This window comes from Lonsdalea britannica, from assembly GCF_002111595.1.
Classification (GTDB): domain Bacteria; phylum Pseudomonadota; class Gammaproteobacteria; order Enterobacterales; family Enterobacteriaceae; genus Lonsdalea; species Lonsdalea britannica.
On record NZ_LUTN01000001.1, the window covers coordinates 158,380 to 171,391 of the forward strand.

Annotated in this window: 13 protein-coding genes and 1 pseudogene; 13 read left to right on the top strand and 1 reads right to left on the bottom strand. The window is 55.6% G+C overall.

Features of this window, described 5'->3' with window-relative positions:
- The first annotated feature begins 1 nt into the window (after position 1).
- The 12 genes and pseudogenes from truA (at position 2) to hisP (ending at position 11,147) form a co-directional block, all read left to right on the top strand.
- Positions 2–826 (top strand): tRNA pseudouridine(38-40) synthase TruA, encoded by an 825-nt coding sequence (truA, locus tag AU509_RS00700; protein WP_094117400.1) that lies wholly within the window; start codon positions 2–4, stop codon positions 824–826.
- Between the two features lie 46 nt (positions 827–872).
- Positions 873–1,535, top strand: coding sequence for a DedA family protein (locus tag AU509_RS00705; protein ID WP_085652096.1), 663 nt, complete (start codon positions 873–875; stop codon positions 1,533–1,535).
- Positions 1,536–1,764: 229 nt separating this feature from the next.
- Positions 1,765–2,679: an acetyl-CoA carboxylase, carboxyltransferase subunit beta gene (accD, locus tag AU509_RS00710; RefSeq protein ID WP_085652073.1), complete on the top strand. Its 915-nt coding sequence runs from the start codon at positions 1,765–1,767 to the stop codon at positions 2,677–2,679.
- 81 nt (positions 2,680–2,760) lie between these two features.
- Positions 2,761–4,029 (top strand): bifunctional tetrahydrofolate synthase/dihydrofolate synthase, encoded by a 1,269-nt coding sequence (gene folC, locus AU509_RS00715; protein WP_094117401.1) that lies wholly within the window; start codon positions 2,761–2,763, stop codon positions 4,027–4,029.
- Positions 4,019–4,741: a cell division protein DedD gene (dedD, locus tag AU509_RS00720; RefSeq protein WP_094117402.1), complete on the top strand. Its 723-nt coding sequence runs from the start codon at positions 4,019–4,021 to the stop codon at positions 4,739–4,741. Before folC ends, dedD begins: the two co-directional genes overlap by 11 nt.
- Before the next feature lie 240 nt (positions 4,742–4,981).
- Positions 4,982–5,473 carry a colicin V production protein gene (gene cvpA, locus AU509_RS00725; RefSeq protein ID WP_094117403.1) on the top strand — a complete coding sequence of 164 codons (492 nt, stop codon included), beginning with the start codon at positions 4,982–4,984 and terminating at the stop codon, positions 5,471–5,473.
- Positions 5,474–5,503: 30 nt separating this feature from the next.
- Positions 5,504–7,020, top strand: a pseudogene (gene purF / locus AU509_RS00730) (amidophosphoribosyltransferase).
- Positions 7,021–7,158: 138 nt separating this feature from the next.
- Positions 7,159–7,731: a UbiX family flavin prenyltransferase gene (locus tag AU509_RS00735; protein ID WP_085652068.1), complete on the top strand. Its 573-nt coding sequence runs from the start codon at positions 7,159–7,161 to the stop codon at positions 7,729–7,731.
- Between the two features lie 378 nt (positions 7,732–8,109).
- Positions 8,110–8,889 (top strand): lysine/arginine/ornithine ABC transporter substrate-binding protein, encoded by a 780-nt coding sequence (locus tag AU509_RS00740; RefSeq protein WP_085652067.1) that lies wholly within the window; start codon positions 8,110–8,112, stop codon positions 8,887–8,889.
- Positions 8,890–8,958: 69 nt separating this feature from the next.
- Entirely contained in the window at positions 8,959–9,648 is a 690-nt protein-coding gene (locus AU509_RS00745) for a histidine ABC transporter permease HisQ (RefSeq protein ID WP_085652066.1), read from the top strand.
- Positions 9,641–10,357 carry an ABC transporter permease gene (locus tag AU509_RS00750; RefSeq protein WP_085652065.1) on the top strand — a complete coding sequence of 239 codons (717 nt, stop codon included), beginning with the start codon at positions 9,641–9,643 and terminating at the stop codon, positions 10,355–10,357. The genes AU509_RS00745 and AU509_RS00750 overlap by 8 nt, the downstream gene beginning before the upstream one ends.
- A gap of 16 nt (positions 10,358–10,373) precedes the next feature.
- Entirely contained in the window at positions 10,374–11,147 is a 774-nt protein-coding gene (gene hisP, locus AU509_RS00755; protein ID WP_094117404.1) for a histidine ABC transporter ATP-binding protein HisP, read from the top strand.
- A gap of 21 nt (positions 11,148–11,168) precedes the next feature.
- Here the strand turns inward: hisP and AU509_RS00760 are convergent, their stop codons facing one another.
- A complete protein-coding gene (locus tag AU509_RS00760) occupies positions 11,169–12,074 on the bottom strand; it encodes a TIGR01777 family oxidoreductase (RefSeq protein ID WP_094117405.1) in 906 nt (301 codons plus the stop codon).
- Between the two features lie 254 nt (positions 12,075–12,328).
- Between AU509_RS00760 and yfcE the strand changes: the two genes are divergently transcribed.
- Positions 12,329–12,880: a phosphodiesterase gene (gene yfcE / locus AU509_RS00765; protein ID WP_094117406.1), complete on the top strand. Its 552-nt coding sequence runs from the start codon at positions 12,329–12,331 to the stop codon at positions 12,878–12,880.
- Positions 12,881–13,012 lie beyond the last annotated feature (132 nt).

Here is a 13,012-nt window from a genome sequence, read left to right on the forward strand (position 1 = left end):
CATGACAGTGTTGCAGGTTGCGGAAGACGTGGCGCCGCTGAAAATTGCCCTCGGAATTGAATATGACGGCAGCCGTTATTACGGCTACCAGCGTCAGGCAGAGGTCGACAGCGTCCAGCAATGTCTGGAAGCCGCGCTGTCTCAGGTCGCTGATGAGCCGATCACCGTGTTCTGCGCGGGACGGACCGATGCCGGGGTGCATGCCACCGGTCAGGTGGTGCATTTCACCACGCACGCCGTACGGAAAGACGCGGCCTGGACCATGGGCGTCAATACCCATCTGCCGCCGGATATCGCGGTGCGTTGGGTGAAGACGGTGGATGAGGAATTCCATGCCCGTTTCAGCGCCACCGCCCGACGCTATCGCTATCTGATTTACAATCACCGCTATCGCCCGGCCATTTTGTCGCACGGTATGACGCACTTTTATCATCCGCTCGACGCTGAGCGCATGGAGCGAGCGGGGCAGTGTTTGCTGGGGGAGAATGACTTTACCTCTTTCCGGGCGGTGCAGTGCCAGTCGCGTACGCCGTGGCGAAATGTAAAACATTTAAAGGTTGTGCGGCACGGCGCTTACATTGTGGTAGATATCAAGGCCAATGCCTTCGTGCACCATATGGTGCGCAATATTGTGGGCAGCCTGATGGAAATCGGGTGTGGAAATCGGCCTGAAAGCTGGATGGCGGAGCTGCTGGCGGCCAAAGATCGTAAGCTGGCCGCTGCGACGGCTAAGGCTGAGGGATTGTATCTGGTGGACGTGGATTATCCCGAGTCGTTCGGGCTGCCGTCCGTCCCGATGGGACCGCTGTTTTTACTTGATGATTGATTCGCTGCCGTTCGCCGAACTGCACGGTCTGATGATGGGTAACATAATGGAATTTATACACTTTATTATTGATTTTATTCTGCATATCGATGTGCACCTGGCCGAGCTGGTCGCGCAATACGGCGTTTGGATTTATGCGATCCTGTTTTTGATTTTGTTCTGTGAAACGGGTCTGGTGGTGACACCGTTTCTTCCCGGCGACTCGCTGCTGTTCGTCGCGGGGGCGCTGGCAGCGTTGCCGGGCAGCGTGCTGGATGTGCATCTGATGGTGGTGCTGATGGTTATCGCGGCCATTCTGGGCGATGCAGTCAATTACACCATCGGACGGCTGTTCGGTGAACGATTGTTCCGTAATCCCCACTCTCGGATCTTCCGTCGCAGCTATTTGGACAAGACCCACGAGTTTTACGGCCGTCACGGCGGGAAAACAATTATTCTGGCGCGGTTCGTGCCGATTGTGAGAACATTCGCGCCGTTTGTGGCGGGGATGGGGCACATGAGCTATCGACATTTTGCCCTCTTCAACGTCGCAGGCGCACTGCTGTGGGTGCTGCTGTTCACCTACGCCGGCTACCTGTTTGGGGATTTGCCGATTGTGCAGGACAATCTTAAACTCCTGATTGTGGGTATTATCTTTATTTCCATCCTGCCGGGCGTGATTGAGTTTTGGCGTCACAAACGGTCGGCTTCGCGTCAGAATGTGAAATAAGTAAAAATTATTTTAACATTCGGTGTGACCAGTTTTTTATCCACAGTATCGGGTCATTATGGTTTAATGGGCGGCACTTACGGCTATGTTCACGTGAACCGCTATAAATGCCCATGTCGTATCCCGCCCTTGGCGGATAAGGCATCGCTTTGTCGGCTGCGTCAGCAGAACATAATAAACGCTGAGCAGCGTACTGGCCTGTGGCCAGGTTCAAGCAGAAAGGTTATCAATGAGCTGGATTGAACGAATTCTAAATAAAAGTCATATCACACCGACCCGTCGGGCCAACATTCCTGAAGGCGTCTGGACTAAATGTGATAGTTGCGGTCAGGTACTTTACCGCGCCGAGTTGGAACGTAATCTGGAAGTCTGTCCGAAGTGCGACCATCATATGCGTCTATCCGCGCGTGCGCGTCTTCACGCTTTTCTGGATACAGAAAATACGGTTGAACTCGGTAGTGAACTGGAACCCAAGGACGTCCTGAAGTTCCGGGACTCCAAAAAGTATAAAGATCGTTTGGCTGCGGCACAGAAGCAGTCCGGCGAGAAAGATGCCATGGTCGTCATGAAAGGCACGCTCCACGGCATGCCTGTCGTGGGCGCGGCTTTCGAATTCTCCTTTATGGGAGGCTCGATGGCGTCTGTGGTCGGCGCGCGCTTTGTGCGTGCGGTAGAGCAAGCGCTGGAAGACAACTGCCCGCTGGTCTGCTTCTCCGCCAGCGGCGGCGCCCGTATGCAGGAAGCGCTGATGTCGCTGATGCAGATGGCGAAAACCAGTGCGGCACTGGCCAAAATGCGCGAGCGCGGCCTGCCTTACATCTCCGTGATGACGGACCCGACCATGGGGGGCGTCTCCGCCAGTCTGGCGATGCTGGGCGATCTGAATATCGCCGAGCCTAAAGCGCTGATCGGCTTCGCTGGTCCGCGTGTTATCGAACAGACGGTGCGTGAGAAACTGCCGCCAGGCTTCCAGCGCAGCGAGTTTCTGGTGGAAAAAGGCGCGATCGATATGATTATTCGTCGCCCTGATATGCGTTACAAGCTGGCGACGATCCTCGCCAAGCTGACGAACCACCCGGAACCGCAGCCTGAAGTGGAAGAGCCGCGGCCGACCGCTTCGTCTGAATCACAGGATGAAGCCTAACCGATGATGTACGGGGAGCACGGTTGCGACGTGCTCCGTCGCTCCCTGTATCAATGAACCGTAAGTAAGCGAGCGGGTCTCATGGATAATCTTCAAACACCTAAAGCCACGTCGCCTTTGGCCACGTGGCTTTATTATCTGGAACACCTGCACGCGCAGGCCATCGACCTTGGCCTGGACCGCATCAAACAGGTGGCCGACTCTCTTCAACTTCGCCAGCCCGCCAATACTGTCTTCACCGTCGCAGGCACTAACGGCAAAGGCACAACTTGCCGTACGCTGGAGTCCATTCTGTTAGCCGCTGGGCTGCGGGTGGGCGTCTACAGCTCGCCTCATCTACTGCGCTACACCGAGCGCGTTCGCATTCAGGGCGAAGAATTGCCGGAAGCCATGCACAGCGAGGCGTTTGCCGTCGTTGAAGCTGGGCGCGATAACGTCTCTTTGACCTATTTCGAGTACGGCACGCTGGCGGCGTTGCAGCTTTTCAAGCAGGCGCAGCTGGATGTCGTGATCCTGGAGGTCGGCTTAGGCGGTCGTCTGGATGCGACCAATATTGTGGACTCGGACGTCGCTGTCGTGACCAGCATCGCTATCGATCATACTGACTGGCTCGGCCATGATCGCGAAAGCATCGGCCGTGAAAAAGCCGGGATCTTTCGTCACGGCAAACCAGCCGTCGTCGGCGAACCGGACATGCCCGTCTCGATTGCGAACGTCGCGAATGAGAAAGGCGCGCAGCTGCTGCGTCGCGATGTCGACTGGCGGTACGGGATGGAAGAAGGCGGTTGGTTCTGGGAAAACGCGCAGGGACGTCTGAGCCGCCTGCCTTTACCGAATGTACCGCAGCCAAACGCCGCGACGGCGCTTGCCGCATTGAACGCATCGCCGTTAAATGTTGATGAGAACGCACTGCGTACCGGCCTGCGAGACGCCACCTTACCGGGGCGCTTCCAGATTGCCGGCGATAAGCCGTTGCTGATTTTGGATGTGGCGCACAACCCTCATGCGGCGGCCTATTTGTCCGAACGTTTGGCGGCGTTGCCTCCGCACGGTGCCGTAAGAGCCGTGGTCGGAATGCTGTCCGACAAAGATATCGCCAGCACGCTGGAGCAGCTTAAACCGCTGGTGGATGTGTGGTATTGCGCGCCGCTGGAAGGCCCGCGCGGCGCTAGCGTGGATCTGCTCGCTCAGCATCTTGAGGGCAGCCGTTCGTATCCTGATGTCGTCTCCGCCTGGCGAGAGGCGATGCAGGACGCCGATGAGCACGACGTGGTCGTGGTTTGCGGCTCCTTTCACACCGTAGCGCATGTGATGTCCGCGCTTGAAGAAGGAGCGGCGGATGGCGAGTAAATTTCAAAATCGTCTGGTCGGCACCGTCATTTTGGTCGCGCTGGGCGTGATCGTGCTGCCGGGCCTGCTGGACGGTAAGAAAAAACATTATCAGGACGAGTTTGCCGCTATTCCTCTGGTGCCGAAGCCGGAAGATACGCTGGAAGCGGAGTCGCTACCGCCTATCACGCAGTCCCTGACGGCCCAGTCGCCGGACAGCACGACGATGCCTGATGCGGATGATAGCGGCGAGGAGATGGAGAGCGCCGATCGTGCGGCGAATAGCGCGCCTGATACCGTAGCGCCTCAAAACGCGGCTCCGCCTGCCGCGACGCGGCCTTCCGCGCCCTCTGCCACACCGGTCATTCCGCCTCCGGTAAAATCCGAGCCGAAACCCAAGCCGGAAGTGAAACCAGAAGCCAAGCCGAAGCCCGAGGTTAAACCTGTGCCGAAACCGGTAGAGAATAAACCGGCTGCCGCGCCGCAGGCTCCGGCGGGACAGGCTTTCGTCGTGCAGTTAGGCGCATTGAAAAATGCGGACAAGGTCAATGAAATCGTCGCCAAGCTGAGACTCTCCGGATTCCGGGCTTACACGGTGCCGTCTTCACCCGTGTCCGGGCAGATCACGAGGATTTATGTAGGACCGGACGCCTCGAAGCAGAAGCTACAGTCTTCGCTTGGCGAACTGCAGCAGATCAGCGGGCTGAGCGGGCAGGTCAAAGCGGCGCATTAGCGCGGGACGACGTCATGAGGATGCCGGGCTGGCAGACAGCGTTGCGGATAAAACCGGTCGCCGTCGCCTTGCCTGCTGCGGTATCTTCATGGCCCGTCAGTGGTTTTTTCGTTGGCTGATTGATTGGCGAAGATAGGGCGGAATTCCGGTACGCAAACGTTTTCTTTTTCTGTTAGAATGCGCCGCGAACAGGATGAGCCGCGCATGTCGATGGTTATTGTTCATTGAGTAGGATAGTTCATGGTTTGGGTGGATTACGTCATTATCGGCATTATCGGGTTCTCGGCTCTGGTCAGTTTGATTCGAGGATTTGTCCGTGAAGCGCTGTCGCTGGTTACCTGGGGATGTGCGTTTTTCATTGCCAGTCACTACTATGGCTATCTGGCGGGATACTTCACCCGCTTTGAAGATGAACTGGTTCGCAACGGCATCGCTATCGCCATTCTGTTTATTGCGACGTTGATTGTGGGAGCCATCGTCAATTATGCGATGGGCTCTCTGGTTGAGCGAACCGGGCTGTCGGGCACCGATCGTGTGTTGGGCGTTTGCTTTGGCGCCTTGCGCGGGGTTTTGATTGTCTCTGCGATCTTGTTCTTTCTGGACACCTTCACCGGGTTTTCCCAGAGCGCCGACTGGAAGCAATCCCAGTTGATCCCGCAGTTCAGCTATATCATCAGGTGGTTCTTTGACTACCTGCAAAGCACGTCGAGTTTCTTGCCGCGGCACCTCTAGTCGCGGTAGCGCTGATGAGGAAAAGACAACATGTGCGGTATTGTCGGTATCGCCGGCTTCACGCCGGTCAACCAGTCGATTTATGACGCGTTAACGGTGTTACAACACCGTGGGCAGGATGCCGCAGGCATCGTTACGATAGATGCTCATCACTGTTTCCGCCTGCGTAAGGCGAACGGTCTGGTCAAAGACGTTTTTGAAGCACGGCACATGCAACGCCTGCAGGGGAATATGGGGCTTGGCCATGTGCGTTATCCCACGGCGGGCAGTTCCAGCGCGTCTGAAGCGCAGCCTTTTTACGTCAACTCTCCTTTCGGAATTACCCTGGCCCATAACGGCAACCTGACCAACGCGCACGAGCTGCGTCAGAAGCTGTTCGAACAGGCCGTCGGCACGTCAACACGACGTCTGATTCAGAAATTCTGCTCAATATTTTCGCTAAAGAACTGGACCGCTTTCAGCACTATCCGCTGGAGCCTGACAACATTTTCGCCGCCGTTGCCGCGATGCATCAGCAAATCCGCGGCGCCTATGCCTGCGTCAGCATGATTATCGGGCACGGATTGGTGGCCTTCCGCGATCCTAACGGTATTCGTCCGCTGGTCATCGGCAAGCGCACGCTGGAAGACGGACGCAACGAATATATGGTGGCGTCCGAAAGCGTGGCGCTGGACACGCTAGGCTTTGAGTTCCTGCGAGATGTCGCGCCGGGCGAGGCGATTTACATCACGGACAAAGGCCAGCTGTTCACTCGTCAGTGCGCGGAAAATCCCAAGCATCATCCGTGCCTGTTCGAGTACGTCTATTTCGCGCGCCCCGACTCGTTCATCGACAAAATTTCGGTCTACAGCGCTCGTGTGCGGATGGGGCAGAAACTGGGCGAGAAAATTGCACGGTGCTGGGAAGATTTAGATATCGACGTGGTGATTCCTATCCCGGAAACTTCCTGCGATATCGCGCTGGAAATTGCCCGCATTATCGATAAGCCTTACCGTCAGGGGTTTGTGAAAAACCGCTACGTTGGCCGGACCTTCATCATGCCGGGTCAGCAGACGCGGATTAAATCTGTGCGCCGTAAGCTGAACGCCAACCGCGCGGAATTCCGTGATAAAAATGTGCTGTTGGTGGATGATTCCATCGTACGCGGAACCACGTCTCAACAGATTGTCGAGATGGCAAGGGATGCTGGCGCGAAGCGCGTATACCTCGCCTCCGCCGCCCCGGAAATTCGCTTCCCGAACGTCTATGGTATCGATATGCCGAGCGTGAACGAACTGATTGCCCACGGTCGCGAAGTGGATGAAATTTGCCAGCTTATCGGTGCGGACGCTCTGATTTTCCAGGATCTGTCCGATCTGGTCGAGGCCGTGCGGGACGACAATCCGGATATTACCCAGTTCGAATGCTCTGTTTTCAACGGCATTTATGTCACGCATGATGTGGATCAGGGCTATCTGGACTATCTTGAAGGTCTGCGCAATGACGACGCTCAGGTGCTGCGCAGCAAGAGTGAAGTCGAAGATCTGGAGATGCACAACGAAGGCTGATGGAAGGGTCTACGTGTTCTCCAGTAAGGGAGTGCCTATCGGTGCTCCCTTTATTTTTGCATCTTGCCAATCATGGATGGATACGGCACAGTCTGCGCTGACGATGTTTTTGCAGGGTTGTCCTGTCTGAGGAAAGGTATGAAGCGACTGATTATTGGTATTTCCGGCGCCAGCGGGGTGGTTTACGGCGTACGCCTGTTACAGGTGCTGCAGCCGTTACCCGAGATTGAAACCCATTTGGTGATGAGCCCGGCCGCGCGACAGACGCTGGCCCTGGAAACCGATCTCAGCGTGCGCGACGTTCAATCTCTGGCGGATGTCGTGCATGATTGCCGTGACATCGCCGCCAGTATCTCCTCCGGTTCTTTTAAAACCACCGGTATGGTGATTTTGCCATGCTCGATTAAAACGCTGTCCGGCATTGCGCACAGCTATACCGACAGCCTGCTGACCCGCGCGGCAGACGTCATGTTGAAAGAGCGGCGTCCTTTGGTGCTGTGCGTACGGGAAACGCCGATGCATGTGGGCCACCTGCGCTTGATGACGACGGCAGCCGAAATGGGCGCGATTATGATGCCGCCGGTGCCTGCGTTTTATCACCGCCCGCAAACTGTGCAAGAAATCATCGATCAGACCGTCAATCGCGTGCTCGACCAATTCGATATCTCTCTGCCCGAAGATCTGTTTACCCGCTGGGGTAGTACACAATAGATTGATTTTAAACTATAAAAAACACAAGGCGCGGGTTTTTCTCGAACAGACCTTCATTGTATTCGTGCCTTATTATGTGGCATTGCTCTTTTTCGGTGCGGTCATCTGCTTTGTCATGGTGCGAATTATTACCCTCCCTACCTTTTCTCTGTTCGCTCTGCCGATATGCCCGTGGTAATCAATTGATTCTATGGGTAGAAAACCGCGTGTGTTGCTCTGTTACTTGCGCTTGACCCTTCTCAATAAAGTGGCATGAAAACTGCAGCGGTAAAGTCCGTAACTACACACATGACAGGCACGATAGCGTTAGCGATTAAAAAAGCATTTAAATCTAATCGCTCGTGTCGCTGTTCCATCACTCGTGATAAGGGTAACTCGATGAAAAGCGGATTGAAATTTCTACCTTTGGCGTTAATTTTAGCGGCAGGCACCGCCTTCGCGGCCGTCCCGAAAGAGATCAAAATTGGTACGGACCCGACCTACGCGCCGTTTGAATCCAAAAACGCCAGCGGCGAACTGATTGGTTTCGACATCGATCTGGCTAAAGAGATGTGTAAGCGTATGGAAACCCAGTGTACGTTCGTTGAGAGCGACTTCGATTCGCTGATCCCTTCGCTGAAGGCGAAGAAAATTGACGCCATCATCTCTTCACTCTCTATCACGCAAAAACGTCTGCAGGAAATCGCATTCACCCAAAAACTGTATGCCGCCAATGCGCGTCTGATCGCGCCTAAAGGGTCTGCAATTCAGCCTACGCTGGATGCTCTGCGCGGTAAACGCGTCGGCGTTTTGCAAGCGTCCACCCAGGAGTCTTACGCCAACATCCATTGGCAGCCGAAGGGCGTGGATATCGTCGCCTATCAAAACCAGGATCTGATCTATGCCGATCTGGTGGCGGGGCGTATCGATGCCGCTTTCCAGGATGAAGTCGCGGCGAGCGAAGGTTTCCTGAAACAGGACGCGGGCAAAGACTACGCGTTTGCCGGACCGGCAGTGAAAGATAATGCGTTGTTCGGCGTGGGCACCGGCATGGGGTTGCGTAAAGATGAAACTGAGCTGAAAGCCGCGTTGGACAAGGCTTTCGATTCCATGCGCAAAGACGGTACCTACGACAAACTGGCGAAAAAATATTTCGATTTCAATGTCTACGGCGACTAATCGCTATGGATATGGCGACTGCCCGCGATGCGGGCAGTCGTTCTGCTCTCTCTAGAACGGATATCACTGATGCTGCATGGCTACTCTGAACTCATTATTGAGGGTTCACGCCTGACGCTGCAACTGGCCGTCTGCTCGTTGCTATTGTCACTGGCGATCGGTCTGATCGGCGCCAGCGCCAAACTGTCTTCCAGCCGGTTGCTGTCCGGCGTTTTCACCGGCTATACCACCTTGATTCGCGGCATCCCCGATTTAGTGCTGATGCTGCTGATTTTCTATGGCTTACAGATTGTGCTGAACGATGTGACGGAAATATTGGGCATGTCGCAAATCGATATCGATCCGATGGCGGCGGGCATCATTACGCTGGGCTTTATCTATGGCGCATATTTTACCGAGACGTTTCGCGGCGCTTATCTCGCCGTTTCACGCGGGCAGATTGAGGCGGCCATCGCTTTCGGCTTCACGCCGCTACAGGTCTTCCGACGCATTATGTTCCCCTCGATGATGCGTTTTGCGCTACCGGGAATTGGCAACAACTGGCAGGTGATTTTGAAAGCGACGGCGCTCGTTTCCCTGTTGGGACTGAACGATGTCATCAAAGCGACGCAACTGGCGGGGAAGGGCACGCATGAGCCGTTCTATTTCGCGATGGTCGCCGGAGCGATGTACCTGATTTTTACCACTGTCTCCAATGGCGTGTTGTGGTGGTTAGAGCGACGCTATTCGCAGGGAGTGAAAAAAGTCAGCTATGAGTGAGATCCTGCAACAATATTGGCAGTCCCTGCTGTGGAGCGACGGCTATCGTATGACCGGGCTGGCGATGACGCTGTGGCTACTGATTATCTCGGTCGTGATCGGCGGCGTCCTGGCCATTCCGCTGGCGGTGGCGCGCGTCTCGCCTCGGCGGCGTTTTCGTCTGCCGGTCTGGACGTTTACCTACCTTTTTCGCGGTACGCCGCTGTATGTGCAGCTGCTGGTGTTCTACACCGGGGTTTACAGTCTGGAAATCGTTCGCGGCACGGACATGTTGAACGCTTTTTTCCGCAGTGGAATGAACTGCGCCGTGCTGGCGCTGGCGCTAAATACCTGCGCCTATACCACTGAGATTTTTGCCGGTGCCATCCGCGCGATCCCCAGCGGGGAACTCGAAGCGGCGCGGGCCTACGGCTTTTCCCGTTTCAAGCAGTATCGCTGCATCATTTTGCCCGGCGCGCTGCGTATCGCGCTGCCGGCGTACAGCAACGAAGTGATTTTGATGCTGCACTCGACGGCGCTGGCGTTCACTGTGACGGTGCCGGATATTTTGAAAATCGCTCGCGACATCAACGCCGCCACCTATCAGCCGTTTTATGCCTTTGGCATCGCGGCCGTGATGTATCTCGCGATTTCGTTCGTGCTCATCGGCCTGTTCCGTAAAGCCGAGCGTCGTTGGTTACGTCATCTTAATACCCGTGCTACACACTAAAATGCAGGAAAAGAACATGCAGGACACCAAGCTGGTGGTGACAGAGCTCCATAAGCGTTATGGAGAGCACGAAGTACTGAAGGGAGTCTCATTACAGGCCAGGGCGGGTGACGTTATTTCAATTATTGGTTCATCAGGGTCGGGTAAAAGTACGTTATTACGTTGCATCAATTTTCTGGAGCGACCCTATGAGGGGGCCATTCATGTCAATGGACAGGAAATCCGGATGGTGCGCGATAAAGACGGGCAGCTAAAAATATTTGATAAGAAACAGCTCCAGCTGTTGCGGACGCGCTTAACCATGGTGTTCCAGCATTTCAACCTGTGGAGCTTCATGACTGCGCGGGAAAATGTCATGGAAGCGCCGGTACAGGTGTTGGGGTTGAGCAAGACCGAGGCGCGACAACGGGCCGAGTTTTACCTGAATAAAGTCGGGATCACCGGCGCGTCGCAGGATCGCTATCCCGCTGACCTCTCCGGCGGACAGCAACAGCGCGTGTCGATTGCCCGTGCGTTGGCGATGGAGCCGGACGTGCTGCTGTTTGATGAACCCACCTCGGCGCTGGACCCGGAACTGGTGGGCGAGGTGCTGCGCATCATGCAGCAGCTGGCGGAAGAAGGAAAAACGATGGTGGTGGTGACGCATGAAATGGAGTTCGCTCGCCATGTTTCAAACCACGTCATTTTTCTGCATCAGGGCGTGGTGGAAGAAGAGGGGACGCCGGAGCAGCTGTTCGGTAACCCGCAGAGTCCGCGCCTGAAGCAGTTTCTGTCAGGCGCGTTGAAGTAGCCGCGTTCGGAGATCGCCGCTTCAGCCGGTATGGTTAATCAGATTATCGAGCGCCTCATCCAGTTCGAAGAAGCGAAAACCGAAGCCGGCGTCTTCCAGCCGTTGGGGAACTGCGCGTTGTCCGTCGAGGATCAGCGTCGCCGCTTCTCCCATCATCAGCTTCAACGCGAAGGCGGGGGCGCGCAGGATGCCGGGCCGATGCAGCACGTTGGCCAATATCGCGCTGAACTTCTCGTTGCGTGCCGGGTAGGGCGAACAGAAGTTGAAGGGACCGCGTAGTCCGGGCGAGTCCAGCAAGTAAAGAATCCCGTTCACCATATCGTCAATATGAATCCAGGCCATGTACTGCTTGCCTGACCCCATTGGTCCGCCCAATCCCAATCGAAAAATCGGCAGCATTTTTGCCAGCGCGCCGCCCTCGGTGGACAGCACGATACCCGTACGGACCAGACAAACGCGCGTTTTGTCGCTTTCCGCTGCCTGAGCCAATGCTTCCCAGCGGGCGCACAGGCGGTGGGTAAATTCATCGTGTGGCGTTTCATCTTCGGTCACCAGCGCCTGTCCCTGATTGCCGTAATACCCGACGGCTGAACCGGAAATCAGCACTGAAGGCGGTGTCGAACTGTTCTTGATCAGCGTCGCCAACTGTTCGGTCAGCTTCCAGCGGCTTTGGCAGAGCAGCTCTTTCTGTTCGGACGTCCAACGCTTGTCGGCAATCGGCGCACCGGCCAGATTGATGACGGCATCGAATTCATCCAAGGACGTTTTCCCTTCCAGACTAGGCCAGTAATTCACCTGATCGCCTAACGCGCGGCGCGCTTTTTCCGGGCTGCGAGTCAGCACCGTAATCGTATGTGAGAGCGTGAGTAGCCGCTGAATCAGGTACCGGCCAATGAGCCCGGTTCCACCGGTGATTAAAAGTCGCATTCTGAAGCCTCGCTGTCTGTCGAAATGAGGTCATCGCCGTAACCTACAAAAGAGAATCTGAGAGTAAGTATAAGGGAGCATGCTCTTTTTGCTGCCGTTGTCAGCGATTTAGCGAGGCTTATCGCACGCTTTTAATCCTCTTCGCTTGAATAGTGAGTAAACCGACAAACTTTGCCGTTATTAGCCGCTCAGCATCGCGGGGGTTTTTGGTAAACTCAACCGTAGGACAGATTACGATCCTTTGGGAGTACGCTATGAAACTGATGTTCGCCTCCGACCTGCATGGTTCGCTGGCCGCCACGGAAAAAGTGCTGGACACCTTCGAACAATCTGATGCTCATTGGTTGATTCTGCTGGGCGATTTTCTGAATCACGGCCCGCGGAATCCGCTACCGGAAAACTATCAACCGGCGCAGGTGGCCGCACGGCTTAACGAGTATGCGTCCCGCATCATCGCCGTACGGGGCAACTGCGACAGCGAAGTCGACCAGATGCTGCTGAATTTCCCGATCACTGCGCCCTGGCAACACGTTCTGTTGCCGACACATCGACTCTTTCTGACTCACGGTCATCTGTATCATCCAGACCAGCGACCGCCGTTAAATCCCGGCGATGTGCTGGCTTACGGTCATACGCATATTCCTGTGGCGGAGCGACGCGACGAGATTTACTGCTTCAACCCCGGTTCCGTCAGCCTGCCCAAAGGCGGCTACCCGGCCAGCTACGGTCTGTTGGATGAGGGATTGTTGCGGGTTGTGCCATTGGATGGGGGTGCCCCTATTGCGCAGGTGGCGATTACACACTAATTTAGCTTTACGCTTCTTGAAGGTCGCGGTGTCGTCAGTACCTTATGCTCGCGTGCTGTAGAGACCAGACCGTGGTTTCATGCCTGGCGGTAAGAAAAATAATGCGCGTATCACTAGATCGCGTGAAACGCA